23 protein-coding genes are annotated in these 26,101 nt (G+C 62.0%); 11 read left to right on the top strand and 12 right to left on the bottom strand.

The window, feature by feature from the left end; all coding sequences use genetic code 11:
- Positions 1 to 689 precede the first annotated feature (689 nt).
- From paaK to paaF, 6 genes are all read right to left on the bottom strand, one after another.
- Positions 690 to 2,015, bottom strand: coding sequence for a phenylacetate--CoA ligase PaaK (gene paaK / locus KGB20_RS00425; protein WP_057713982.1), 1,326 nt, complete (start codon positions 2,013 to 2,015; stop codon positions 690 to 692).
- A gap of 99 nt (positions 2,016 to 2,114) precedes the next feature.
- Entirely contained in the window at positions 2,115 to 3,326 is a 1,212-nt protein-coding gene (gene pcaF / locus KGB20_RS00430) for a 3-oxoadipyl-CoA thiolase (protein ID WP_223531708.1), read from the bottom strand.
- Positions 3,319 to 3,768: a hydroxyphenylacetyl-CoA thioesterase PaaI gene (gene paaI / locus KGB20_RS00435; protein WP_223531710.1), complete on the bottom strand. Its 450-nt coding sequence runs from the start codon at positions 3,766 to 3,768 to the stop codon at positions 3,319 to 3,321. Before paaI ends, pcaF begins: the two co-directional genes overlap by 8 nt.
- On the bottom strand, positions 3,761 to 5,278 hold the full coding sequence (paaH, locus tag KGB20_RS00440; protein WP_223531712.1) for a 3-hydroxyacyl-CoA dehydrogenase PaaH: 1,518 nt from the start codon (positions 5,276 to 5,278) through the stop codon (positions 3,761 to 3,763). Before paaH ends, paaI begins: the two co-directional genes overlap by 8 nt.
- Positions 5,279 to 5,281: 3 nt before the next feature.
- Positions 5,282 to 6,073, bottom strand: a complete 792-nt coding sequence (gene paaG, locus KGB20_RS00445) for a 2-(1,2-epoxy-1,2-dihydrophenyl)acetyl-CoA isomerase PaaG (protein WP_223531714.1) — start codon at positions 6,071 to 6,073, stop codon at positions 5,282 to 5,284.
- Between the two features lie 51 nt (positions 6,074 to 6,124).
- The gene (gene paaF / locus KGB20_RS00450) at positions 6,125 to 6,898 is read right to left on the bottom strand and encodes a 2,3-dehydroadipyl-CoA hydratase PaaF (RefSeq protein WP_223531716.1); all 774 of its coding nucleotides are present in this window, start codon (positions 6,896 to 6,898) and stop codon (positions 6,125 to 6,127) included.
- 348 nt (positions 6,899 to 7,246) lie between these two features.
- Here paaF and paaY point away from each other — a divergent pair, with 348 nt between their 5' ends.
- The 3 genes from paaY (at position 7,247) to feaR (ending at position 9,995) form a co-directional block, all read left to right on the top strand.
- A complete protein-coding gene (paaY, locus tag KGB20_RS00455; protein WP_223531718.1) occupies positions 7,247 to 7,843 on the top strand; it encodes a phenylacetic acid degradation protein PaaY in 597 nt (198 codons plus the stop codon).
- 218 nt (positions 7,844 to 8,061) lie between these two features.
- Complete coding sequence (gene paaX / locus KGB20_RS00460; protein WP_007972019.1) at positions 8,062 to 8,985, top strand: phenylacetic acid degradation operon negative regulatory protein PaaX; 924 nt, start codon at positions 8,062 to 8,064, stop codon at positions 8,983 to 8,985.
- A 95-nt stretch (positions 8,986 to 9,080) separates the two neighbouring features.
- Positions 9,081 to 9,995, top strand: a complete 915-nt coding sequence (gene feaR, locus KGB20_RS00465) for a transcriptional regulator FeaR (RefSeq protein ID WP_223531720.1) — start codon at positions 9,081 to 9,083, stop codon at positions 9,993 to 9,995.
- A 141-nt stretch (positions 9,996 to 10,136) separates the two neighbouring features.
- On the opposite strand, the gene tynA is transcribed toward feaR, so the two are convergent.
- The gene (tynA, locus tag KGB20_RS00470; protein ID WP_223531722.1) at positions 10,137 to 12,425 is read right to left on the bottom strand and encodes a primary-amine oxidase; all 2,289 of its coding nucleotides are present in this window, start codon (positions 12,423 to 12,425) and stop codon (positions 10,137 to 10,139) included.
- Positions 12,426 to 12,658: 233 nt separating this feature from the next.
- Here tynA and KGB20_RS00475 point away from each other — a divergent pair, with 233 nt between their 5' ends.
- The 3 genes from KGB20_RS00475 to KGB20_RS00485 all read left to right on the top strand — a co-directional run bounded on the left by KGB20_RS00475 (position 12,659) and on the right by KGB20_RS00485 (position 16,705).
- Positions 12,659 to 13,159, top strand: a complete 501-nt coding sequence (locus KGB20_RS00475; protein WP_057713991.1) for a sigma-70 family RNA polymerase sigma factor — start codon at positions 12,659 to 12,661, stop codon at positions 13,157 to 13,159.
- Between the two features lie 40 nt (positions 13,160 to 13,199).
- Complete coding sequence (locus KGB20_RS00480) at positions 13,200 to 14,183, top strand: FecR family protein (RefSeq protein ID WP_223531724.1); 984 nt, start codon at positions 13,200 to 13,202, stop codon at positions 14,181 to 14,183.
- A gap of 98 nt (positions 14,184 to 14,281) precedes the next feature.
- A complete protein-coding gene (locus KGB20_RS00485; RefSeq protein ID WP_223531725.1) occupies positions 14,282 to 16,705 on the top strand; it encodes a TonB-dependent siderophore receptor in 2,424 nt (807 codons plus the stop codon).
- Between the two features lie 100 nt (positions 16,706 to 16,805).
- Here the strand turns inward: KGB20_RS00485 and KGB20_RS00490 are convergent, their stop codons facing one another.
- Positions 16,806 to 17,957: an MFS transporter gene (locus KGB20_RS00490; RefSeq protein ID WP_223531727.1), complete on the bottom strand. Its 1,152-nt coding sequence runs from the start codon at positions 17,955 to 17,957 to the stop codon at positions 16,806 to 16,808.
- 165 nt (positions 17,958 to 18,122) lie between these two features.
- Here KGB20_RS00490 and KGB20_RS00495 point away from each other — a divergent pair, with 165 nt between their 5' ends.
- Positions 18,123 to 19,115, top strand: a complete 993-nt coding sequence (locus KGB20_RS00495; RefSeq protein WP_223531729.1) for a diaminopimelate epimerase — start codon at positions 18,123 to 18,125, stop codon at positions 19,113 to 19,115.
- Positions 19,116 to 19,226: 111 nt separating this feature from the next.
- On the opposite strand, the gene codA is transcribed toward KGB20_RS00495, so the two are convergent.
- From codA to KGB20_RS00515, 4 genes are all read right to left on the bottom strand, one after another.
- Entirely contained in the window at positions 19,227 to 20,471 is a 1,245-nt protein-coding gene (gene codA / locus KGB20_RS00500) for a cytosine deaminase (protein WP_223531730.1), read from the bottom strand.
- A 182-nt stretch (positions 20,472 to 20,653) separates the two neighbouring features.
- Positions 20,654 to 21,484: an alpha/beta fold hydrolase gene (locus KGB20_RS00505; protein ID WP_223531732.1), complete on the bottom strand. Its 831-nt coding sequence runs from the start codon at positions 21,482 to 21,484 to the stop codon at positions 20,654 to 20,656.
- 194 nt (positions 21,485 to 21,678) lie between these two features.
- Positions 21,679 to 22,035, bottom strand: a complete 357-nt coding sequence (gene queD, locus KGB20_RS00510) for a 6-carboxytetrahydropterin synthase QueD (protein ID WP_008021670.1) — start codon at positions 22,033 to 22,035, stop codon at positions 21,679 to 21,681.
- A gap of 75 nt (positions 22,036 to 22,110) precedes the next feature.
- Positions 22,111 to 23,190 carry a patatin-like phospholipase family protein gene (locus KGB20_RS00515; RefSeq protein WP_223531734.1) on the bottom strand — a complete coding sequence of 360 codons (1,080 nt, stop codon included), beginning with the start codon at positions 23,188 to 23,190 and terminating at the stop codon, positions 22,111 to 22,113.
- 234 nt (positions 23,191 to 23,424) lie between these two features.
- Here KGB20_RS00515 and KGB20_RS00520 point away from each other — a divergent pair, with 234 nt between their 5' ends.
- Genes KGB20_RS00520 through KGB20_RS00535 form a run of 4 tightly spaced genes read left to right on the top strand, consistent with a single transcriptional unit; the run spans position 23,425 to position 26,038 of the window.
- Complete coding sequence (locus KGB20_RS00520) at positions 23,425 to 23,733, top strand: PepSY domain-containing protein (protein WP_090456824.1); 309 nt, start codon at positions 23,425 to 23,427, stop codon at positions 23,731 to 23,733.
- The gene (locus tag KGB20_RS00525; RefSeq protein ID WP_090456822.1) at positions 23,733 to 24,053 is read left to right on the top strand and encodes a PepSY domain-containing protein; all 321 of its coding nucleotides are present in this window, start codon (positions 23,733 to 23,735) and stop codon (positions 24,051 to 24,053) included. Before KGB20_RS00520 ends, KGB20_RS00525 begins: the two co-directional genes overlap by 1 nt.
- 3 nt (positions 24,054 to 24,056) lie before the next feature.
- Complete coding sequence (locus KGB20_RS00530) at positions 24,057 to 24,725, top strand: response regulator transcription factor (protein ID WP_223531737.1); 669 nt, start codon at positions 24,057 to 24,059, stop codon at positions 24,723 to 24,725.
- Positions 24,722 to 26,038: a sensor histidine kinase gene (locus tag KGB20_RS00535; RefSeq protein ID WP_223531739.1), complete on the top strand. Its 1,317-nt coding sequence runs from the start codon at positions 24,722 to 24,724 to the stop codon at positions 26,036 to 26,038. Before KGB20_RS00530 ends, KGB20_RS00535 begins: the two co-directional genes overlap by 4 nt.
- The last annotated feature ends 63 nt before the right edge of the window (positions 26,039 to 26,101 follow it).

Here is a 26,101-nt window from a genome sequence, read left to right on the forward strand (position 1 = left end):
TTAATATCAAACACAAAATGACGTGTCGTAATTGTTTTTTGTATCGCTTTGGGATGAATGGGGGGAGGGAGGTCGGCGTACATATCCATTTCTTCGGTAACGGCCACTGGCGGTTTCGCCCTTACGGCGACTCACTTTTTTTTCAAGCGCCAAAAAAAAGTAAGCAAAAAAGGCTCGCCCCGAGCGTCCGGCCCCTCGCTAAGGCTCGGCGTTCCTTCGCTCCGGCATTCATCCGGGGGCATTGCCCTCCGGTTTGCTTCGCTGCACCTACATGCAATGTGTTCGACTGCGTCGAACGGCGCTGCGCGCCAATCCCCGGATGAACGCCTCCACTCAGCCTTCCGAGGGGGCGGGTGGATCAAGAGCTGCAGGCGAGCTAACGCTCGGCCTGATGAGTGGTGAAGAGCGTTTGTGTACGCCGATCTGCCTTTGCTCTTCTGTGGGAGCGAGCCTGCTCGCGATGGCGGCCTTACAGCCGGCCATTTTCTTTCAGATGCCCGTAGTCCAGCTGTAGGAGCGAGCTTGCTCGCGAAGAACGTCCAGGCAACGTGGGCGTCCAGGCAGCACGCGTTATCGTTGACGTCCATCGCGAGCAAGCTCGCTCCTACAGGGTCGTTGCCGCAGCGATGGATATGAAAAAAAACCAAAAAAAAGCCCCGCAAAAAGCGGGGCCATAAAGGGTGCAGCAGTCATGCTTTAGGACGTTTATCCACCACGTGGCAAGCCTTGCCCTCGGATCGCTTGATCGAATGGAACGGCTGCAAAACGATCCGCGAACTGATCCCGATGTACGTCTTGATATGCCGGCTCAATTCTCCGCAAACAGCCTTCTGCTGTTCATCGCCCAGGTGTTGGTGCTCAGCCTTGAGCTCGACATGCACATCAACGCTGTCCAGGTTGCCATTGCGATACAGATGAATCTCATAACACTCGGCAAGTTGTTTGACTTTCAGAACCTGCTCCTCGATCTGCGTCGGAAACACGTTAACGCCACGGATGATCAGCATGTCATCGCTGCGCCCGGTGATCTTGTCGATGCGCCGCATGGGACGCGCGGTGCCCGGCAGCAGGCGCGTCAGGTCGCGGGTGCGATAGCGGATCATCGGCAGGGCTTCTTTGCTCAGGGAGGTGAACACCAGTTCGCCCATCTGCCCGTCCGGCAGCACTTCGCCGGTGACCGGGTCGATGATTTCCGGGTAGAAGTGGTCTTCCCAGATGGTCGGGCCGTCCTTGGTTTCGGCGCATTCCATGGCCACGCCCGGGCCCATGATTTCCGAGAGGCCGTAGATGTCCAGGGCGGTGATGCCCATGCGTGCCTCGATGGCGCTGCGCAGTTCGGCGGTCCACGGCTCGGCGCCGAAGATGCCCAGGCGCAGGGCCAGTTTGTGCGGGTCGATGCCCTGGCGCTCGATTTCATCGGCGATGTTGAGCATGTAGGACGGCGTGACCATGATGATGTCCGGCTGGAAATCCTTGATCAGCTGCACCTGTTTTTCGGTCTGGCCACCGGACATCGGGATCACCGTACAGCCCAGGCGTTCGGCGCCGTAGTGCGCGCCGAGGCCGCCGGTGAACAGGCCGTAGCCATAGGAAATGTGCACCTTGTCGCCACGATGGCCACCGGCGGCGCGGATCGAGCGCGCAACCACGTTGGCCCAGGTGTCGATGTCGTTCTGGGTGTAGCCGACCACGGTCGGTTTGCCGGTGGTGCCGCTGGACGCGTGCAGGCGCACGATGTCGTGCATCGGCACGGCAAACATGCCGTAGGGGTAGTTGTCCCGCAGGTCGGACTTGGTGGTGAAAGGGAATTTCGCCAGGTCGTCCAGGGACTTGATGTCGTCGGGGTGTACGCCCAGCGCATCGAAACGCTGACGGTACAGCGGCACGTTGTTGTAGGCGTGGTTCAGGCTCCAGCGCAGGCGCTCCAGCTGATGCTGGCGCAGCTCGTCGATGCTGGCGGTTTCCAGCGGGTCCAGCACAGGGTTCAGCACGGCTTGGGCAATTGGCATGTTCATGTGTTCACTCGAATTGTTTTTGTGTTCCAGCCCTTTTGCACAAGGGCTTTGAGTGCATGCCCCAAGGATACCTCTCGGCTCCTTGGGAATCGCGATTCTTTAGTGGGATAGACGCTCGATGATCAGCGCGATCCCCTGGCCGACACCGATGCACATGGTGCACAGGGCGTAGCGGCCGTTCCGTTCCTCAAGCTCATGCAGGGCGGTGGTGACCAGGCGTGCGCCGCTCATGCCCAGCGGGTGGCCCAGGGCGATGGCGCCGCCGTTGGGGTTGACCCGCGGATCGGTGTCGCTCAGGCCCAGTTCGCGCAGCACCGCCAGGCCCTGTGCGGCGAAGGCTTCGTTGAGCTCGATCACGTCCATGTCCGCCAGGCTCAGGTTGGCCACCTCCAGCACCTTGCGGGTGGCTGGCACGGGGCCGATGCCCATGATCCGCGGTTCAACGCCAGCCGTGGCCATGGCCACGACCCGGCCACGGGCGGTCAGGCCGTGGCGTTTGGCGATTTCCGGGCTGGCCAGCAGCAGCGCACAGGCCCCGTCGTTGACCCCGGAGGCGTTACCGGCGGTGATGCTGCCGCCTTCGCGGAACGGCGTGCCCAGTTTGGCGAGCTGCTCAAGGGTAGTGTCGCCGCGTGGGTGTTCGTCGTGCTCGACCACCTTGGTCGGGCCTTTGCGCTGGGGGATTTCCACCGCGACGATCTCTTTGGCCAGGCGCCCGCTGGCCTGGGCGGCAGCAGCGCGTTGCTGGCTGCGCAAGGCGAAGGCGTCCTGGTCGGCCCGGGAGATGTTGAACTGTTCGGCGACATTTTCTGCCGTTTCCGGCATGGAATCGATGCCGTAGGTCTTTTTCATCAGCGGATTGACGAAGCGCCAGCCGATGGTGGTGTCGAAGACCTCGGCTGCACGTGAAAACGCCTGCTCGGCCTTGCCCATTACCAGTGGCGCGCGGGACATGGATTCAACGCCACCGACCAGCATCAGCCCGGTTTCGCCACTGCGAATGGCGCGGGCGGCGGTGCCGATGGCATCGAGCCCGGAACCGCACAGGCGATTGAGGGTGGTGCCCGGCACGCTGACCGGCAATCCGGCCAGCAGTGCGGACATGCGCGCGACGTTGCGGTTGTCTTCGCCGGCCTGGTTGGCGCAGCCGTAGATCACGTCGTCAACCGTGTTCCAGTCCACTTGCGGGTGGCGGCGCAGCAGCTCGCGCAGCGGTACCGCGCCGAGGTCGTCGGCGCGCACGCTGCTCAGGACACCGGCGTAACGGCCAATCGGGGTCCGGACTGCGTCGATGATCAGGGCGTCATTCATTCGGGTTCTCCTGCGTCAGCACCGGGCCGCGCACTTTGTAGGATTTGCCATGGAACAGGGCGATCAACTGACCCTGCTGGTTTTCGATGCGCACGTCGTAGTTGCCGGTGCGACCCGAACGGCTCTGCTCGATGCAGTCGGCGTTCAGCGTGTCACCCAGGCGCGCCGGGGCGATGTAGTCGATGCTGCAACCGATGGCCACGGTGGCTTCGTTGTAACTGTTGCAGGCAAAGGCGAATGCCGAATCGGCGAGGGCGAACAGGTAGCCGCCGTGGCAGGTGCCGTGACCCTGGATCATGTCGGCCCGCACCGCCATGCCCACTCGCGCGCAACCGGAGCCGGCCGAGAGCAGGCGCATGCCCATGGCCTGGCTGGCGGCGTCGCGCTGGAACAGCGATTGCGCGCATTCACTGGCCAGGGTCATGGCTTCATGGTTAGTCATGGAATGTTCTCCCTTCGGTGGCGCGACGGCGCAGCAGCAGCGACGGCCGGTAGCGTTCTTCGCCATAACTGGCTTGCAGGTTTTCCAGCGTTTCAAGAATGTGCGAAAGGCCAATGGCATCGGCCCAGGCCAGTGGCCCCTGTGGATAATTGACCCCGGCGCGCATGGCCAGATCGATGTCGGCGGCCGAGGCCACGCCTTGCAGCAGGGCGTCGGCGGCTTCGTTGGCGAGCATGGCCACAGTGCGCAGGACGGCGAGGGCCGGGCTGTCGCTGAGCAGGCTGACCATGAGGCCGGCCCGTTGCAGCAGGGCAACGCCTTGTTCGAGGGCCAGCGGATCAATGCCTGCCGCATGGCTGATAGCGATGCGTTTGGCATTGCCGTAATCGAACGCCAGATCGAGCAGGATCAGGTTGCGCAGCCCGTCTTCCCGGGCACGCTGGCAGGCCATGCGGCCATCGCTCAGGGCCAGCACCGCGTCACCCACTCGCAGCAATCCGCGGCCGTCGCGCCGGATGACTTCGACACCTTGCTCGCTCAAGCGCGCCAGCAAACCCTGGGCGATGCCAAGGTCACCTTCGGCGATACAAGTCTCGACGCTTGCGTTGCTGCTGATTTCACCTGCTTGCGGGCGTTCGGTGCCTTGGGCGTAGCTGTAGAAACCCTGTCCGCTTTTACGTCCCAGACGCCCGCCATCCACCAGTTCTTTCTGGATCAGCGACGGCAGGAAGCGTGTGTCCTGGTAATAAGCGTCGAACACCGAGCAGGTCACGGCGTAGTTGACGTCATGGCCGATCAAGTCGGTCAGTTCGAACGCGCCCATGGCAAAACCACCGGCCTCGCGCATCAACGCATCCAGGGTTGGGCAGTCGGCCGCGCCTTCCTGCAGCATCCGTAGGCTTTCGGCATAGAACGGCCGGGCCACGCGGTTGACGATGAAGCCCGGTGTGGAGCGGGTGTGCACCGGTTTTTTGCCCCAGGCCCTGGCCGTGTCGTACAGGCACTCGGCGAGTGCCGGATCGCTGGCCAGGCCGCAGACGACTTCCACCAGCGCCATCACCGGTGCCGGGTTGAAGAAGTGCAGGCCGAGCAAGCGTTGTGGATGATCAAGCTGCGCGGCGATGCTGGTGATCGACAGCGACGAGGTGTTGCTGGCGAGGATGCAATGCTCGCCGCAGATGCCTTCGAGCTGGCGGAACAGTGCGCGTTTGACCTCAAGGTTCTCGACGATGGCTTCGATGATCAGATCGCAGGCGGCCAGGGTTTCGATGGCTTCCACCGCTTGCAGGCGTGCAATCGTCGCGCTGCGCGATTCGGCCGACAGCTTGCCGTTCTCGACTCGCTTGCCCAGTTGTCGGTCGATGCCTTCAATCGCCTGGGCGGCTGCGCCGGGACGATTGTCCAGCAGCAAGACCGGATGGCCGGCCTGGGCCGCCACCTGGGCGATACCGGCACCCATGGCCCCGGCGCCGATCACGGCGATGCGTGCAGATGTGTTCAATGCGGTCATGGCTCAGCGTCCCTTGAAGCTTGGGGTGCGTTTTTCCATGAAGGCGCCGACGCCTTCGCGGTAGTCCTCGCTACGCCCGGCCAGACGCTGCAGGTCTTTCTCCAGCTCGAGCTGTTCGTCAAAACTGTTGCTCATGCTGGCGTTCAGGCTGCGTTTGATCAGCGCCAGACCGTAGGTCGGTTGTGTGGCGAGGTGGCGAGCCAGCTTCAGGGCTTCATCGCGCAGTTCGGCGTCTTCCACACACTGGTAAATCAAGCCCCATTGCTCGGCTTGTTCGGCGCTAAGGCGGTTGCCCAGTAGTGCCAAAGCCTTGGCCCGGGCCATGCCCACAAGACGCGGCAAGGTCCAGGTGCCGCCTGAATCAGGGATCAGGCCAATCTTGCAGAACGCCTGGATGAAACTGGCCGAACGCGCCGCCAGTACCAGGTCGCAGGCCAGCGGAATGTTGGCGCCGGCGCCGGCGGCCACGCCGTTGACCGCGCAGATCACCGGCAGCGGCAGGTCGCGCAACTGGCGGATCAGCGGGTTGTAGAACTTCTCGATGGACTCGCCCAGATCCGGCACGGCGCTGCCTGGCGCGACATTGCGGTCGCTCAGATCCTGCCCGGCGCAGAAGCCGCGACCTTCACCGGTCAGCAGCAATACGCGCACGTCAGGGTTCTGCCGCACTTGCTTGAGTGCTTCTTTCACTTCGCCATGCATCTGGGTGTTGAAGCTGTTGAGCTGGTCGGGCCGATTGAGGCTGAGCAGGGCGACGCCGGCGTCGATGGAAAACAGGATGTGTTCGAAGTTCATGGTCTTGGCGTTCTCTTGGCAGTCGTTCGAATTCGGATGTCGGTGGCCGCTTTATTGCCCGGTGAAAGTCGGGCTGCGCTTTTCCTGGAAGGCCGCAATGCCCTCGTCGCGGTCGCGGGTGCCGGCCAGCACGGTGAAGGCGTGACGCTCGAAACGCAGGCCGCTGGCCAGGTCCGTGTCCATGGCCTTGAGCAGCGCTTCCTTGGCCAGGCGCACCGCCAGTGGTGCCTTGGCCGCAATGCTGCGAGCGATGTGCAGCGCGCGCTCGACGGTAAATTCCGGCTGGGTCACTTCGCTGACCAGACCGACGCGCTGGGCCTGACGGGCGTCGATCGGCTCGCCCGTCAGCACCATTTGCATGGCCATGGATTTGCCGACGGCGCGCAGCAGACGTTGGGTGCCACCGGCGCCGGGCATGATCCCGAGGTTGATTTCCGGCTGGCCGAAGCGGGCATCAATGCCTGCAATGATGATGTCGGCGTGCATCGCCAGTTCGCAGCCACCGCCGAGGGCGAAGCCGTTGACCGCAGCGATCAGTGGCTTGCTGAAACGAGTGATGGCTTGCCACGAGGCCTGGCGCGGGTCGTCGAGGATGCCGACCAGATCGCGCTCGGCCATTTCCTTGATGTCGGCACCGGCGGCGAAGGCTTTGCGGCTGCCGGTGAGCACCACGGCGCGGGTGTCGGGGTCGGCTTGCGCGATGTTCAGTTCAGCGGCCAGTTCGCCCAGCAACTCGGTGGTCAGGGCGTTCAGGGCTTGCGGGCGCTGCAGGGTAATCAGGCGGACGCCAGGCTCGATCAATTCGACGGCAAGGGTCAGAGGCATGGCGGATGCTCTCGCGGTGCACGCTCGGCGGGGTGCCGGCTTGTTATTGGATCGGCCGCAGGGGCCGGTTTTGCCCAAGTATAGCTATAACGTGATACGTAAATGCAATACGAAAATTGATTTAATGTGTCTTATTGGTGTGCGTTTAGATTTTTCATCCTCCCGCTGAAGGGGTGCTGATAGCGGGTTTTTCCTAGAAAACATTGGGTTCTATGGTGATTTTGGAGGCGTGCTGGCATTCGTCGGAAAGGTGTATTTCAAGTGATACGGTTTTTAGTCTTTGTGCTGTTAAAAGTGATGTGATACAAAATGAGTCACTAATTGCATCGCTTTGTGAAGGAAGCTTCCATGACCTGCTACAGCCTTGATGGCCTGACTCCGGTGGTTGATCCGAGCGCTTATGTGCATCCGTCCGCCGTATTGATCGGTGACGTGATCATCGGCCCCCATTGCTATGTCGGCCCGCTGGCCAGCCTGCGCGGGGATTTCGGGCGGATCGTGCTGGAGGAGGGCGCCAACCTGCAGGACACCTGCGTGATGCACGGTTTCCCCGACAGCGACACCGTGGTCGAGCGCAATGGCCACATCGGCCACGGTGCGGTGCTGCACGGTTGCCGGATTGGCGCCGATGCGCTGGTGGGCATGAATGCGGTGGTGATGGACAACGCCCGGATCGGTTCGCGTTCATTCGTTTCGGCGGCGGCATTCGTCAAGGCCGGCTTCGAATGCCCGGAACAGTCGCTGGTCATGGGCGCACCGGCCAGCATCAAGCGCAGCCTCAGTGATCAGGAAGTGGCGTGGAAGCAGGCGGGCACCCGGGAGTATCAGGAATTGGCCAAGCGTTGCCTGGAACAGATGCAGGTCTGCGAACCGCTGGCCGAGCCGGAAGCTGATCGCCCGCGCATCAGCGACAGGGGGGTGCGGCCCAAGGGCAGCGCCTTGTGAACACTGAGATCATGGGGGTAAATCTGTGGCGAGGGGGCTTGCCCCCGTTGGGGTGCGAAGCGCCCCTTAAATCGGCCGACGCGATTTTGAACACGTTGACGACTGCTGCGCAGCCGAACGGGGGCAAGCCCCCTCGCCACAAACTCGCTCCTACAAGGGGATGCGATTAACAGGCAGAGTTTCGGTATATTCCTTTTCTTTTTTTACACGGAACGCCCATGTCGTCCCTGACTCCCTTGAACCATCTGATTACCCGCTTCCAGGAGCAGACGCCGATCCGCGCCAGTTCCTTGATCATCACGTTGTACGGGGATGCCATCGAACCCCATGGCGGCACCGTCTGGCTGGGCAGCCTGATTCAATTGCTCGAGCCCATCGGCATCAACGAGCGGCTGATTCGTACGTCGATTTTTCGCCTGACCAAGGAAGGCTGGCTGACCGCCGAGAAGGTCGGTCGCCGCAGTTACTACAGCCTGACCGGCACTGGTCGCCGGCGTTTCGACAAGGCCTTCAAGCGGGTCTACAGCACCACGATGCCGGCCTGGGATGGTTCCTGGTGCCTGGTGATGCTCTCGCAACTGACCCAGGACAAACGCAAACAGGTGCGTGAAGAACTGGAGTGGCAGGGTTTCGGTGCGATTTCGCCGGTGGTGCTGGCCTGTCCGCGCAGCGACCGTTCCGACGTCAACGCGACCCTGCTCGACCTCGGCGCGCAGGAAGACACCATTGTCTTCGAAACCACCGCCCAGGATGTACTGGCCTCCAAGGCCCTGCGCCTGCAGGTGCGCGAGAGCTGGAACATCGAGGAGCTGGCCGCGCACTACAGCGAGTTCATCCAGCTGTTCCGGCCGCTGTGGCAAGCCCTGCGCGAGCAGGAAAACCTGCAACCGGCCGACTGCTTCCTGGCGCGGGTGCTGCTGATTCACGAGTACCGCAAGCTGCTGCTGCGCGACCCGCAACTGCCGGACGAGTTGCTGCCCGGCGATTGGGAAGGCCGCGCCGCCCGCCAGTTGTGCCGCAACATTTACCGTTTGATTTACGCCAAGGCCGAAGAATGGCTGAACGCCGCACTGGAAACGGCCGACGGCCCGTTGCCGGATGTGGGTGAAAGCTTCTATCGGCGTTTTGGCGGACTGAAATAGCACGTCATTGTTCAGGGAGTGGTGCGGTTCAGGAGAGCATCCGATGTCGTGTGGATTGACGTAGACAATAAAAATAAGCCTGCGTGAGGCCTGACATGATTTCTACAACAGCACAGCGCCATGATGGGTTCGACCAGTGGATCCATCAGATCAACCAGATCTGTGGCGCCTTCAACGCACAACCCCTGGGCAGCGAGTTTGCCGGACGTATCCGCGAATACCAGAGCGATGCGCTCAAACTCAGTTTCGTCGACGTGTGCCAGGCGCGTTTGTACCGTACGCCCCAGGAAGTCGCGGCGGGCGAGGGCGGCAAGTATTTTGCGGTGTTCCAACTCGACGGCACGGCGGGCATGGCCCAAGGCGACGACAAGGTCTTGCTGTCCCCCGGCGACATCACGCTGATCGATGCTTCGCGGCCCAGCGACTTCACCTACGGCGAAAACTCCCGGCAGTTGTCGCTGATCCTGCCGTATCAACTGGTCGAGCAAACCCTGCGCTTCAATCAGGTCAAGTGCGGCCACCGGATTGCCGCAACCTCGCCCATCGCGATGCTGTCGCACCGGCTGATCCTCGATGCCACCCGCCAGCAGCACCTGACCCGGCAGGAAAGCGAAGCGACCCTGGAGGCGATTGTCAGTCTGCTGCGCCCGGCGATCAGCCAGGCCGACGATTGCACCGATGCCCATGAGCGGATCTTTCGCAAGACGCTCACCTGCATCGACGAAAACATTCGCTCCGAAGACCTGTGCCCGGAATGGCTGGCGCGGGAAGTCGGCATATCGACCCGAGGCCTGTACCGGATGTTTGCCAAGAAAGGCCTGGTGGTGGCGCGCTACATCAAGAACCGCCGCCTGGACCTGTGCGCCGAATCCCTGCGCCAATCGGGCAAGGAGGAAAAGTTGTCGGTGCTGGGGTATTCGTGGGGGTTTTCCGATTCGAGTTACTTCTCGACAGCGTTCAAGTCGCGCTTCGGCATTGCGCCGGGGGAGTATCGCAAGCGGCATGCTTGATGGTTTGAACACCGGTCAACCCTGTAGGAGCGAGCCTGCTCGCGATGGTCGTCAACGATAACGCGCGAATTCTGGAGAAACGCGGTGTCCTTGAGATCTTCGCGAGCAGGCTCGCTCCTACAGGTATGGCGTTCGACCCGATTACTTCGGTGAGCTGAGGTTCAGGGTCGGCGTTTCATCGAAGAAGTTCCACGGCTTCAACAGCACATGCACCCACTCGGTCGGCATGATCGGCCACTCTTCGGCGCGGGCGATGTGGGTGGTGCCGGTGGTCAGCCAGACCACGTCGTCGGTGTTCTCGATGGAGTGGTTGTCCTGGGTGAACTGCCCCAGGCCCGAGTCCTTGTCCGAGCGGTTCGGGTATTTGCCTTCCGGGTACTTTTCCTCCGGGTTGTATTGCGTCACCCACAGCTGCTTGTCCATGAAACTCAGGCGGTGGTAGAGCCATTCGTCCTTGCCGAAGTTGGCGCCCTTGGCCACCGGGTGCGTGCCGCCGGCATAAGGGATCAGCTGATAGGAAACCGGGTTGCCGACCTTGTTCTCCTTGCTGAAGTTGGTCAGCAGGCGCACGGTCGACGGGTCGAACTTCTGCGCCGCTTGCTGTTCGGTACCGATCACTTTGGTCTCGGTCTGCATGGTGCTGGTGCGCGGCCCGCCACGGTCGTTGGGCAACACCACCGGGTTCACTTCCACCAGCGAGTTTTGCTCGCCGTCCACGTCCATATCGAGACGGAAGTTGTAGATGTGCTGGTGTGTGGTGCCGACGATGTTGTGGTCCAGCAGGGTGCCGTAGCGCGTGTCTTCCCTGGCGGTGTCTTCGTGCATGGTTTTCGATTTCACGCCCTTGACCGCTTCGATACCGGTGGCGCCGGCGTCGATGCCGATGGTGCCGTTCTGCTGGAAGACCCAGTCGAAGATGTAGTCGTAGTTGCCCACGGTGCTGATCCAGCGCACCACCAGTTCACGGCGCTCGGTGCTGAGGTTGGGCTGGCCCATTTCCTGGTGTTTGTATTCGGGGCCGGCGTAGCGTTCGAACACCGCCATGGCGCGCGGGATTGCGGTCGGTGCGCCGGTGTAGTCGGCGATGGTGGCGTCCAGCAGCACGGCGTTTTGCGGGGCGTCTTTGCCACGGGCAATCGGCGAGGTCAGGGTGCCCATGCCGTAGTCGCCGGAGTCGAGGTAGGCCTTGAAGTACCAACCGACGTCCGGGTCGCCGTAAGGCACGATCATGCCGCCCAGCGAGCCTTCGTACATGATCTTGCGTTTCTTGCCTTTGTCGTCGTAGGTGACGGTGGACAGGATCGGCCCGACCCGCGAATCGAGGCGAACATGGAAGTCCCAGTTCTGCCAGTGAATGCTGTTGCCGCTGATGGTGTAGTTCTTGCCCTCGGGCTCGATGATTTCCAGCGGTTTGACTGCGACGCCCTGGCGTCCGCGACCGTCATACGGCGTCGGATTCATCGGCACCGGAATGAGCGCGTCGTCTTCGATCTTGATCAGCTTCTTCTGTTCCAGGTCGACAATCGCCACCAGGCCTTCAATCGGGTGCGCCCAGTAGTTGCCGTCACCGGTGTTGAGGTAGCTGACGATTTTCAGCAGGCGCTTGTCCTGCGCCAGGCCGTCCTTGCCGTCGAAGAAACCGACAGTCAGCGGCGTGGCCACAACCTTTTTCACATCGTTGATGCCGCGCTTGGCCAGGGCCTGGGCGTATTCCGGGCTGGTTTCCACAGCCGTCTGCACCGTTGCGAAGTCGTCCAGCAACACCATGCCGTGGGCGCCTTCGATCGGCTTCCAGGACTTGAGTTCTTTCGTGTCGAGGTCGACCAGGGCTTCGATCACGTGCTTGCCGTCGAGCACCACGATTGAGGCCTCACGCGGCTGGGCGACGTTTTGCCCGGTGAAGACGAAGTTCCACACTTGATCCTTCGGCGGTTCCTTGACCGAGACTTCGGTGAAGCGGAAGCCAGGCTTGTAGTTTTCCGATTTCTTGACGATGTCCACGGCCGTGGTGATTTCGGCTGCGCTCAGGGGGTTGAGCGGGTTAGGGCGGGTCTCGACGACGAAGGTCTTGTCCAGCCCGGACTGGAACACCTGGTTGATAAAGTCCTTGGACATGAACGCCGTATGGTCCTTGAACACCACCGGCACCGTCAGCTCGATACGCTTGCCGTTGAGCATCGCCACTTTGCTGTCGGGCTTGACCTTGAGGTAGACCCCGTCCTTGGCGATGGTGAACAGATTGGCGTAGTCGTCCCATTTCACCGTGGCGCCAAATTCCTCAAGACCCGCTTGCAGCGGCACCATTTCGGCGTGACCGCCGTGGGCCTGGGCATTACCCGCCCAGAACGGCAGACCGAGGGTGCTCAGGGTGATGGCCAGGGCGAGGCGGGCCAGCGGTGTTCTCTTGGGCGATGCTTTGGGGCTGAACATGTGTGAATTCCTGGGTGAAAGCCGGGTACGGGCATTTCTGCACTTTGTTACAACCAGTCAATGGCTGCATTTGAATGCCTGCCAGATTTCTTTGGTTCCGTGCCGCAATTGAGCTTTCCTGACGAAATGCACAATGGCAAGGGGATAAAGTGCCCTGTGTGGCGGACGCAAACCATTGCTTCAAGTTAATAGGAAGCATTACTATTCACGCTCCGTCTCCACAGCACACCGCAATGACCCTCAAGCTGCCCCGCAGACACGGCTTTTTCGAGCATTACGAAGAGTTGGTTGGCACCTGGACCCGTCGCCTGAGAAACCGTCAGCAGGCCGAGGACCTGGCCCACGATACCTTCGTGCGGGTGCTTGAGTCCGATTCGGCGGTGGTGCAGCAGCCCCGGGCGTATTTGCACCAGACCGCGCGCAACATTGCCGTGGATGGTTATCGGCGTGAGGACCGGCGGGGCGCCATGGAGTCAGAGGCGATCGATCTCAGTGAGTCGCCGACCGGCGACCCGGAGCATTTCATGCACGCGATCCAGCTGGCTGATTCCATCGAACGGGCGCTCACCGAGCTGCCGGTCAACTGCCGCAAGGTGTTTGTCTGGCAGAAAATCGAGGGCCTGACCCAGGCCGAAATCGCCGAACGCCTGGGGTTGTCCAAGAACATGGTGGAAAAGTATATGATCCGCACGCTTCGGCATCTGCGCGATCGCCTGGACGGGTTGCAGTCATGACCGGCCGCGCCTTCTCCTCCCCAGCCAAACAGGAACTTCCATGATGGATACTCGTGATTGTGCGTGCGGGCAAACAGCGGTTCGCGATGACGCGGCGCAGTGGTTTGTGCGTTTGCAGGAGCCTGTTGCCGATGTCGAAGTTCGGCGTCAGTTTCAACTCTGGCTGGAGCAGCACCCCCAGCACCGAAGCGAATTCGAAGTGCTCCAGGGCTTGTGGAGCGCCGCCGACCTGGTGCCGACGGCGCGCTTGCGGGCCCTGTGTGAAACCCCGCCAGCCCTGAAAAAACGTCGTCCCGTGCTGCGTTACGCGGTGGCTGCCAGCGTGTTGGCGGTAGCGCTCGGCCTGGGTTTGTTCAGCGGCCTGAATCATCCGGCGCCTTACACCGCCGAGTTTTCAACGGCCCTGAATGAGCGACGCCAAGTGGCGTTACCCGATGGCTCGGTGGTCGATCTGGACAGCCGCAGCCGGATTCAGGTGCGCTTTGAAAAGGATCGCCGCAACGTTGAGCTGACCGAAGGTGAAGCGATGTTCAGCGTCGAGCATGACACTGGCCGGCCTTTCGTGGTCGCGGCGGGCAGCGGCAAGGTCACGGTTACCGGCACCCGATTCGACGTACGTCATGGCGCCAGCGAAACCCGGGTGGTGGTGGAGCAGGGCAGCGTCAAGGTTCAAGGTCGCGACGCCGCCGATAACGATTTCATCAATCTGTCGGCAGGTCTTGGCTCCCACGTCGATACCCAGGGCAAAGTTGCCGCCGCCTATGCCGTCAACCCGGCGGAAATGACCGCCTGGCGCAACGGCAAACTGGTGTTCAACAATGCCAGCCTGGCCGATGTCGCCGAGCAGGTCTCGCGCTATCGCGAGAAGCCACTCAAGGTCGCCAGTGCAGCGGTGGGCGATCTGCGCCTGACCAGCGTGTTCAAATCCGACAACACCGACGCGCTGCTCAAGGCCTTGCCGAGCATCCTCCCCGTGGCCGTGCGCACCCTTGGCGATGGCAGTCAGGAAATAATTTCAAAATAAAATTCAGGTTTTTTTCGAGTTCATCGTCTTCCTGTTCAACTGCAACTGGTTTGCATTAACAAACGCACACTCTTGCGATCCACAGGATTACGTTCGACGTGAAAAACTCCACCGCTAAAAACAACAAACTCCCCTGGTTACCGCTGGCCCTCGCGTTGGCGGTCAACGTTGCGCTGCCCCAGGCCTTTGCCGCCGATGCCATCCGCATCCCGGCGCAACCCTTGGGACAGGCCCTGAGTCAGTTGGGCCAGCAAACCTCGCTTCAGGTGTTCTTCAGCCCTGAACTGGTCGCCGGCAAGCAGGCTCCGGCGGTGGATGGCAACCTTTCCCCGGAAGATGCGCTGCGCCAGTTGCTGCAAGGCAGCGGCCTGCAATACCAGATCGATGAAGGTTCGGTGACGCTGATGCCGGCACCAGCATCGGCGGCCAGCGGTCCACTGGAACTGGGCGTGACTGACATCAAGGTTGTCGGTAACTGGCTCGGCGACGCCGATGCCGCCGTGGTGCAGAACCACCCCGGGGCACGAACCGTGATCCGCCGCGAAGCCATGGTCGAGCAGGGCGCGATGAACGTCGGTGACGTACTCAAACGTGTCCCGGGTGTGCAGGTGCAGGACGCCAACGGTACCGGTGGCAGCGACATTTCCCTCAACGTCGGTGTGCGCGGCCTGACTTCGCGCCTGTCGCCTCGCTCCACCGTGCTGATCGACGGCATCCCGGCGGCGTTCGCGCCTTACGGTCAGCCGCAACTGTCCATGGCGCCGATTTCCTCGGGCAACCTCGACAGCATCGACGTGGTGCGCGGTGCCGGTTCCGTACGCTACGGACCACAAAACGTGGGCGGCGTGATCAACTTCGTGACCCGCGCGATCCCGGAACAGGCCTCCGCGGAAATCGGCACCACCCTGGAAACCTCGCAGCACGGTGGCTGGAAGCACATCGACACGGCATTCATGGGCGGCACCGCCGACAACGGCATGGGCGTGGCGCTGTTGTATTCCGGCGTGAACGGCAACGGTTACCGTGAAAGCAACAACGGCAACGACATCGACGACGTGATCCTCAAGACCCATTGGGCGCCGACCGATGTCGACGATTTCAGCCTCAACTTTCACTACTACGATGCCAAGGCCGACATGCCCGGCGGCCTGACCCTGGCGCAGTACGACGCCGACCCGTTCCAGTCCGTGCGCGACCACGACAACTTCAGCGGTCGCCGCAAGGATGTGTCGTTCAAGTGGGTGCGGCAGATCGACGATCGCACCCAGGCTGAAGTGCTGACCTACTACACCGACAGTTTCCGTGGCAGCACCATCGCCTCCCGCGACCTGAAGACACTCAACTCCTACCCGCGCACCTACTACACCTTCGGTATCGAACCACGGGTGTCCCATGTTTTTGATGTCGGCCCGACCACCCAGGAAGTCAGCGTCGGTTATCGCTACCTGAAAGAGGCCATGCACGAAGAGGCCAGCCGTGTGGCGCTGGTCAACAATGAGCCGGTCGTGCGTCCGGGGGCGGACGGCCATGTCTATCAGGATCGTACCGGTGGAACCGAGGCCAATTCGGTCTACGTCGACAACAAGATTGACGTTGGCAACTGGACTGTCACGCCAGGCATTCGCTTCGAGCACATCAGCACCGATTGGCACGACCGCCCGGTGCTTGATAACGCCGGTAAACGGGTGCCGGAGAAAAACCGCAGCATCGAGAGCAATGAGCCGCTGCCGGCCCTGAGCGTGATGTATCACGTGTCCGATGCCTGGAAACTGTTTGCCAACTACGAAACCTCGTTCGGCGCGCTGCAGTACTTCCAGCTGGGTCAGGGCGGTATCGGTGACGAGCCCGCCAACGGCCTGGAGCCGGAAAAGGCCAAGACCTACGAAATCGGTACGCGCTACAACGATGACGTGTGGGGCGGCGAAGTGACGCTGTTCTACATCGACTTCGACGACGAACTGCAATACATCAGCAATGACGTGGGCTGGACCAACCTCGGCGCGACCAAGCACCAGGGTATCGAAGCCTCGGTGCACTACGACATGGCCGCGCTGAACCCGATGCTGGACGGCCTGACCGCCAACGCCGGTTTCACCTACACCCGCGCCACCTACGAAGGTGAGATCCCGGGCTTCAAGGGCCGTGACCTGCCGTTCTACTCCCGCCAGGTGGCCACCGCCGGCCTGCGTTACGACGTCAACCGCTGGACTTACAACCTCGATGCGTTCGCCCAGTCCAAGCAGCGTTCGCCGGGCACCGGCGTGAACGCCGATGGCAGCTTCAACGGCGACTACATCACTGAAGGCACCGCTGATGGCCAGTTCGGTGACATTCCGGGTTACGTGCTCTGGAACGCACGTGCCGGCTATGACTTCGGTCCGCAGGTGTCGAACCTGAAACTGGGGGCGGGGGTGAAGAACATCTTCGACAAGCAGTACTTCACCCGTTCCAGCGACAACAACTCGGGCATGTACGTCGGTGCGCCGCGCACGTTCTTTGTGCAGGCCAGTGTCGGGTTCTGACCGACCTGTGGCGAGGGGGCTTGCCCCCGTTGGACTGCGTAGCAGGCCTTCTTTCAGGGCTGCTGCGCAACCCAACGGGGGCAAGCCCCCTCGCCACAATTCAGACCTTCAACACTCTCCCGCCAACGGCCACCGCCACCAGCAACACCGCCATCAGGGCAAAGGCGAAACTCAAGCTGCTGCCATGGGCGACGAAGCCGATGACGGCGGGGCCTGCCAGGATGCCCGCATAACCCAGGGTGGTAATGGCCGGCACGGCGATGCTTTCGGGCATGACCGTCTGCTTGCCGACTGCGGTGTACAGCACCGGCACAATGTTCGAGCAACCGGCACCCAGCAACGCATAACCCACCAGCGCCGCCTCCCAGCTCGGTGCGAACGTCGCCAGAAACAAACCTGCGGCGGCGGTCAGCCCGCCGGACACAATCACCCGCGTCGCGCCCAACCGCCGTACGATTTTGTCACCGGTCAAACGCCCGGCCGTCATGGTCAAGGCAAACGCCGCATAACCGAGCCCCGCATACGCTGTGTCGATGCCACGTTCCTGTGTCAGGAACACCGCGCTCCAGTCCAGCGCAGCGCCTTCGGCGAGGAACACGATGAAGCACATGCCGCCAATGAACAGGACGATGCCATGGGGCACCGCAAACGCCGGCCCCGAACTCTCGCTGCCGTAGGGCAACAGATGCGGCACGGCCTTGGCCAGCGCGATCAGCAGCAACACGATCACCACCAGCGTGGCCCCCAGGGGGGAGATCCCCAGGCCAAGCAATCCGCTGACGCCTGCCGCGCCGACAATCCCTCCCAGGCTGAACAGGCCGTGGAACCCCGACATCATGTTTTTGCCGCTGGCGCGCTCGACGATCACCGCTTGCAGGTTGACCGTCGAATCCACGGTGCCGAGCCCCGCGCCGAACATGAACAATGCGGCGATCAGCGCCGGAATCGACGACACCGTCGCCAGCAGCGGCAGGGCGGCACAGATCAGCAGGGTCCCGCCGGCCGTCACCCGCCGGCAGCCGAAACGTGTGGACAGGATCCCGGCCAGCGGCATCGCCAGGATCGAACCTACCCCCAGGCACAGCAGCAACAATCCCAGGGTGCCTTCATCCAGTCCGGCCCGGGCCTTGGCATAGGGCACCAGAGGTGCCCACGCGGCGATGCCGACCCCGGCGATGAAAAAGGCGATGCGCGTGGACATCTGTTCCAGGCGCCCGGGTACGAAGGTGGTTTGGCTGTTGAGGCTGGTCATGACAATCCTTGCCAAAAAGCGTCGCGTCCTCAACGGACAGTGATCGGCCTATGAGGGTTCGATCAGTGCCCGGAAAGTTTTACGGTCAAACAGGGCGATATGGTTGCACAGCGCCAGTGTTTTTCGCGATATGTTGAGCCATTCCAATGACACACGGAGGGCGCCATGGCGCAGAGGTACGATGCACGGGGCAACATTTACATCGTGGTAACACCCGAAGAACTGCGCCGTCAGGGCATCGACCTGCCCGACCAGGCCAGCCAGGCAGCGCAAACCCTTGAAGCCTGGGCGCCAGCCGCGATCGAGGCTTGCTGCAGTTGGGCTCCAGGCACTCAACCGTCCGGCAGCAAGGATCATCGCAGCGACGGTTTGCTGGTCGGACCGTTTCAGTCGTCGCCTCCCTTTGACCTGTTGATCGTCAACACCGACGGTACCCTGGCCGAGCGCAGTGGCAACGGGCTGACGATTTTTTCCCAGGCCCTCAGTGATCAAGGGCTGTTGCCGCAGAACGAAGCCTGTCTGCTCAGGGTTCACCACGACAAGGCTGATTCGCCTTCGCCGGGGCAGACTTCAGTGAAAGCCGCAGAGGTCGAGGGCGTGAAGGGTTTTTGGCTCGATCTGGGCCAGCCGGGATTCGGGCCGTCGGCGGTCAGTGCTCACGGGGTTGAAGCGGCGATGTTCAATGGTCGCGAACTCAGCCACGTTGAACAATTGTCGGCACTCAATAGTGCATGGTCGCACAGCCAGTTCGCGCGGGTCGGCAATCCCCATTGCGTGACGCTGGTGGAAAGTGCCGAGGACCTGCCGAGCAACGAGCAGATGCGCGAGCCGGCGCTGGGTGAGGGGCTGACGCGAATCGCCTACGCCATGCCGGTCGGCGCAGGCAAGCCTTGTCCGGCGGGAATCAACCTGCAATGGGCAATGCGCGTGTCCGAAGGACACATCGCCGCGCGGGTATTCGAGCGGGGCGAGGGGCCGACGGCGTCGTCGGGGACCAGCGCCAGCGCGGTGGCCTGTGCGGCCTGGCGGGCAGGTTGGGTCAGCGCCGGGGAGGTGAAGGTGACGATGCCGGGTGGCACGGCGCCGATCTTGCTGGCGGAAGAGTTGGGGGAGTTGAGTCAGGTCAGTCTGTTTGGTACGGCTCGAATGATCGATTGATTGTTAGATTGCCATCGCGAGCAAGCTCGCTCCCACAGTGGTTTTATGTCGTTCACAAAACCTGTAGGAGCGAGCCTGCTCGCGATGGGGCCAGTCCAGTCAGCGCAAGTTTCAGCCCAGCCCACTGAACTCCACCACCGGCATCGTCCGCTTCATCAAGACCTTGCCATCGCGCACCGAGTACAGCGGCAACCCCTGGCTGCGGATCATCTCGTAATCACTCTCCGCCGACAGAATCAGCAGGTTCGCCGGCCGCCCGCGCTCCAGGCCATAGCGATCGCCGAGGTTCATGGCTTTGGCGCTATTGTCCGTCACCAGGTCCAGCGCACTTTGCAGGTTGCGATAACCGAGCATGTGGCAGATGTGCAGGCCGGCTTCGAGCACCCGCAGAATGTTGCCGTTGCCCAGGGGGTACCACGGATCGACGATGGAGTCCTGGCCGAAGCACACGTTCATGCCTGCTTCCAGCAACTCGTTGACCCGGGTCACGCCCCGGCGTTTCGGGAAACTGTCGAAGCGACCTTGCAGGTGGATGCTTTCGGTGGGGCAGGAGACAAAGCTGATCCCCGAATGCCCGAGCAAGCGAAACAGTTTGGCGCAGTAGGCGTTGTCGTAGGAGCCCATGGCCGTGGTGTGGCTGGCCGTGACCCGCGAACCCATGTCGCGGCTGCGGGCCTCTTCGGCGAGCACTTCGAGAAAGCGTGAATGCGGGTCGTCGGTTTCGTCGCAATGCACATCCACCAGGCAACCGCTGCGTTCGGCCAGGTCCATGAGAAACTTCACCGAGCTGACGCCCTGATCGCGGGTGTACTCGAAATGCGGAATGCCACCTACCACGTCGGCGCCCATGCGGATCGCTTCTTCCATCAATTCGCGACCATTGCGGTAGGACTCGATGCCTTCTTGAGGGAATGCGACGATTTGCAGGTCGACCAGGTGCCGGCTTTCCTCGCGTACTTCGAGCATCGCCTTGAGCGCGGTCAGTTGCGGGTCGGTGACGTCGACGTGGGTGCGCACATGCTGGATGCCGTGGGCGGCGAGGGTCTGGATGGTTTTCTTTGCCCGGGCCTTGGTGTCTTCCTGGGTGATGGTCGCCTTGCGTTCGCCCCAGCACTCGATGCCTTCGAACAGCGTGCCGCTCATGTTCCAGCGCGGCTCGCCGGCGGTCAGGGTTGCGTCGAGGTGGATGTGCGGCTCGACAAAAGGCGGCACTACCAGGTTGCCGCCGGCATCCAGATCGTCAGGGCCCAGGGTCGGGGCTTCGATCTGGCGGCCGATGCTGCTGATCAGGCCGTTTTCCAGGTTCAACTCATGCAGGCCTTCCTGGTTGCGCAGACGGGCATTGATTATGTGCATCGGGCAGATCCTTTTGGCGAATCGTTCAGGCAATGCTCTTACGTTAGCTCGCCAGCGGCGATTCCCGCCAGTTCAATATGTGGGAGCGAGCCTGCTCGCGATGGCGCAGTGTCAGTCACCTTGGTGCTGAATGTGCCACAGTCATCGCGAGCAGGCTGGCTCCTACAGGGGGATGGGTATGTTCAGGTAGATAGTTGCAGGGGTAAAAATCGCATAAGAGCGGCGACTACCGCTTCGGGCGCGTCTTCCTGAACCAGATGACCGGCGTTGGGAATCGGATAAAACTGCGATCCGGGAATCATCTGCTGCAAGGCCCGCCCGCGTTCGATGGGAATCCACTGGTCATCTTCACCCCAGAGAATCTGCACCGGGCAGCGAATCGTCGAGTACAGGCCCTCGGCCTCGCAGGTATAACGCTCGTTCATCTGCGCGATCTGCCGGTAGAACGCCGCTTGCCCCGGCTCTCCCAGCCACGGCTGAACATAGGGGGCGAGTTCGTGGTCCGGGATTTTCCGCTTGATCGCCCCGCGGATGTAAGCCGGCACAATCGCTTGCTGGATGTAATCGGGCAGTCCGCTGAAGGCGGCTTCATGCTGGCGCACATGCTGCACGAACGGCGAGCCCCAGGGCGTGAGCGCCACCGGGTCGATCAGTGTCAGGCTGCGGTAATCCTTGCCGTTGAGCAGGTGCGCGCGTAGGGCCGTGGCACCGCCAAAGTCATGGGCCACCACGTCGGGGCGATCCAGGCCCCAATGATCCAGCAACTGCGTCAGCAATTCGTTCTGCACACCCAGGGACACGTCGCCATCAACTTTCTCGGATTGCCCGTAGCCCAGCAAATCGAAATAGTGCACCCGGTGCGTGGTGATGAAGTGCGGGGCAATCCGGTGCCAGACATAAGAGGAGAAGGGCGTGCCATGCACGAACACCAGCGGCGGGCCGTCGCCGCGCACGGCGTAGCGCACGGAGTGCCCTTTGAAGCGATAGGTCTGGGGCAGTGGCCAGTCAGTCATAGGTGTGTCCTCTTGGCGGGTGCGAGGCAAAAAGCATAGGCAAAAAAAACAGCCGATAAAGGCTGTTTTCCATGTCAGTGACAAACTGTAGGAGCGAGCTGCGATGGGCGTCAACGATAACGCGCGGCATCTGGCAGCCCGTGGGGCTCTGGCGTCCATCGCGAGCGAGCTCGCTCCTACAGGGGGCTGTGTTTTTATTCGCCGCGATAGATGCAACCGCTGGTGCAGGTCTCGTGGATGCGGATCGCGCTGAGTTCCGGCAGCAGCGGCTTCAACTCCTGCCAGATAAACTTGGCCAGCACTTCGCTGGTCGGGTTTTCCAGGCCAGGAATGTCGTTCAGGTAGTTGTGGTCCAGACGCTCGTACAGCGGCTTGAAGATCTCTTTGATTTCCGAAAAATCGCGGATCCAGCCGGTGTGCGGGTCGAGGTCGCCGCTCAGGTGGATTGCCACTTTGAACGAGTGACCGTGCAGGCGCCCGCACTTGTGGCCGTCCGGTACGTGGGGCAGGCGGTGGGCGGATTCGAAGGTAAACTCTTTGAAAATTTCCACAGTATCTTCAGCTCTGTTCAGGTGGCGTTCGCCGCAGCGATTCGGGCAGGTGGCGAGTTTACCAGTTTGTCCTGACTAAAGGGTCAGCAAGCGCTCGCCCAGGCGACCGTTGGCGGCCAGTTCGAGGAATTCGTCGCCCAGGCGACGGCTTTCGTCCATGGTCGTGCGCCAGTATTTCTGCCGGCTCGGGGCGTCTCCCATGAAACGCTTGAAGTCGTTACGGTCCGGCAGTTTGCCGTAGGGCAGGCGCGCCAGGTATTCCTTCGACGGCGCCAGCAACAGCACGTTCTGCAAGCGAACCGGGCAGGCGCGGCGCCATGGCAGGGTCTTGTCGAACCAGCCGGGAATCACCCGGTCGGTGAAATGCGGGTAAAGCACGATGTCGTTGCCGCTGTAGGGCAGGTCCAGGTGGTAATCCAGCAGACCGCCGTCGCGGAAGGTCCCGGCGCCGGCGCCCGGCAGGTCGCGCACGCCTTGCATCACCATCGGGATCGAGCCCGAGGCCAGCAGGGCCTGGCGCAAGTTGCCGGCATTGAGGGCGACGAAGCGCGACGGGAAGTCATTCAAGGCATTGACTGGCGGCGCCAGGCGCGGGTCGTGGATGATCAGGCGTTCGAAGTGTCGTGCCAGCCGCGCCCGGCCGCGCAGGTTGTCGGCGATGACCGATGACAGGCCCAGCCCGAGGCGGCAGCGATGATCGTCGGCCAGCAGGCCGTGGCTTTTGACCACCATGATGTTCAGGCGGTAATGGTTGTTGTCGAGGATCGAGGCATCGCGACCGTCGAGCAGGTCATTGAGCATGCGCTGTGAGCTCTGGCTGATCTGCGCCATGGTCACGCCCTTGGCAAAGTGTTGCTCGGTGTAGAGCTGCCCGAGACGCCGGATGCCCTCGGCGGCGTCCGGCAGGCAGGCGCTGGCGAAGCGCCAGGAACCCACCGATGCGCCAATCAGCGAGCGTTCCCGCGGTGCCGCCGGCAGCCACTCGCCGAACAGCGCCAGGTCCAGACCCTGAATCCCCAGCGCCTTCGGACCGCCAGCCGCGCCAGGCAAGGTGCCGACGTCGGCGGCGTTCAAGCCGCTGTCACGAATGCGCGCAAAGGCACGTGGACCGGCCTTGAGGGTCAGGGAGGGGAACTTGATGTGGATGGCGGTCATTGCGGTCTCGATTTCGGGCCAGCAGAAATTATAAACACGATCACTGTAGGAGCGAGCCTGCTCGCGATAGCGGTGTTTCAGTCAAATCATTGTTGGATGTGCCGCCGCCATCGCGAGCAGGCTCGCTCCCACAAAGGAGGGCGGTGTTGCCAATGATGGCAATTCAGTTTCAATTAAGTTCATCCGGTTAAGGTGGCGCCCACAGGCAGCACCTGAAGAAATACGGAGACACCCATGAAAACCCTGACCGCCCTGTTTACCGCGTCGATCCTCGGCATGACCGCAAGCCTCGCCCACGCCCGGGAACTTGGCCCGGATGAAGCGCTGAGATTGCGCGACGCTGGTACCATTGTGTCGTTCGAGACACTCAATGCCAACGCGGTGGCCAGGCATCCGGGTTCCACCGTCAGTGAAACCGAGCTGGAACAGCGTTATGGCAAATACCTGTACAAGGTCGAGCTGCGCGATCCTCAGGGCATCGACTGGGATGTGGAATTAGACGCTGTCAGCGGGCAGGTTCTCAAGGATCATCAGGATTCGTAATGAAGGTGTTTTTATTCAAGCGATGCACCGGTAGCCGGATGGCGCTGTTGCTTCTGGCATTTTGCTCGGCAGTGTTGGCCCGCGACCTGGATCAGGATGAGGCCCTGAGCCTGCGTCAACAGGGCGTGATCCTGCCGCTGGAGCAACTGCTGCAGCAGGCGATGGATCACTATCCCGGTGCGAAGCTGCTGGAAGCCGAGCTCGAAGAAAAACACGACGTCTACATTTATGAAGTCGAGCTGCTGACCCCTGAGGGCGTGGTCCGCGAACTGGGCATCGACGCCACCACCGGCCGTTTACTCAAAGACAAGGAAGACTGATCCATGCGTTTGCTCCTGGTGGAAGACCATGTGCCCCTGGCCGACGAACTGCTGGCCGGCCTCAATCGCCAGGGGTATGCGGTGGACTGGCTGGCCGATGGTCGCGATGCGGTACATCAGGGCAGCATCGAGCCTTACGACCTGATTATCCTCGACCTCGGTTTGCCCGGCGTGCCGGGGCTTGAGGTGCTGGCGCAATGGCGCACGGCGGGGCTGGCCACGCCGGTGCTGATCCTGACGGCCCGAGACTCCTGGGCCGAACGTATCGAAGGCCTCAAGGCCGGCGCCGACGATTACCTGACCAAGCCATTCCATCCCGAAGAGTTGTTTTTGCGCATCCAGGCGTTGTTGCGCCGCTCCCATGGCCAGGTCAACCAGCCAACGCTCAAGGCTGCCGGGTTGCATCTGGACGAAGGTCGCCAGTGCGTTGTGCGCGACGGAGCGGACATTCAACTGACCGCCGCGGAGTTTCGCCTGTTGCGTTATTTCATGCTGCACCCCGAGCAGATCCTCTCCAAAAGCCACCTCGCCGAACACCTCTACGACGGTGAAACCGAGCGCGATTCCAATGTGCTGGAAGTCCACGTCAACCACTTGCGCCGCAAGCTCGGCAAAAGTGTGATTGAAACCCGTCGCGGCCAGGGTTATCTGTTCGGCGGGCAAGCCCGGTGAGATCGATCCAGCGCCGCTTGAGCCTGGGCCTGATCAGCGTGATGGTGGTCGTTGGCCTGGTGCTGGCGCAAACCAGCCTGTGGCTGTTCGAATTGGGGTTGCAGCGCTACCTCGAAGCCGGGTTGCGCAATGACAGCGAGAACCTGCTGGCGGCACTGGTGCGCGGGCCGCAAGGCTTGCAACTGGATGAGCGACGCCTGTCACCGGCTTATCAACGGCCGTTCTCCGGGCATTATTTCCGCATCGATTTCGCCGACGGCCATTGGCGTTCCCGTTCTTTATGGGATCAGGAACTGCCGGTGCTCGATCACCCCGGCCTGCATGGCAACTTGCAACTGGGTCCGGAAGGGCAACAGTTACTGGTGCTGCGTACGGACTATCGACGTTCGGGGTTGCCGATCTCCATCAGCGTCGCCGAGGACTACACGCCAATTCGCGAAAGCTTCCGGCGCATGCAACAGCTCGGGTTTGGCCTCGGTTTGACGGCGCTGCTGCTGATTCTGCTGCTGCAACGGATTACCGTGCGCCGGGCCTTGCGTCCGCTGGAGCAGGCCCGCGAGCAGATTGCGCAGCTTCAACAGGGTCAGCGTTCGCAACTCGATGATCAGGTGCCGGTGGAACTGGAACCACTGGTGGCGCAGATCAACCATTTGCTGGCCCACACCGAGGACAGCCTCAAGCGCTCACGCAATGCCCTGGGCAACCTCGGCCACGCCTTGAAAACTCCGCTGGCGGTGCTGTTGAGCCTGGCTTCAAGCGAGCAACTCGACGCGCACCCGCAATTGCGCAAGGTCCTCAAGGAGCAACTGGAGCAAGTCCAGCAACGGCTCAATCGGGAACTCAATCGTGCGCGGTTGTCCGGCGATGCGTTGCCGGGCGCACTGTTTGATTGCGATGCGGAACTCCCCGGGTTGCTGGCCACCCTGAACATGATCCATGGCGAACACCTGGCGCTGAGCTACCGCGCACCCACCGGCCTGCAATTGCCCTGGGATCGCGAAGACCTGCTGGAACTGTTGGGCAATCTGCTGGATAACGCCTGCAAGTGGGCGGATGCCGAGGTTCGCCTGAGTGTGGCCGAGACTGCAGGGGGCTTTGAACTCAGCGTGGAAGATGACGGCCCGGGCATTCCCGAAGAGCGTCGCGATCAGGTGTTCGGCCGAGGAACGCGGCTGGATGAGCAAACCCATGGGCATGGTTTGGGGCTGGGCATCGTGCGCGACATCGTCGATAGCTGGGGCGGCAAACTGTCGTTGCTGGAAAGCGAATGGGGCGGGTTGAAGGTCGTCATCGAGTTGCCTAAACATACTTGATGTCACACCAGGAACCCTGTGGGAGCGAGCCTGCTCGCGATGAGGCCGTGTCAGTCGACATTA

It is taken from the genome of Pseudomonas sp. BF-R-30 (genome assembly GCF_019956175.1).
Classification (GTDB): Bacteria; Pseudomonadota; Gammaproteobacteria; order Pseudomonadales; family Pseudomonadaceae; genus Aquipseudomonas; species Aquipseudomonas jessenii.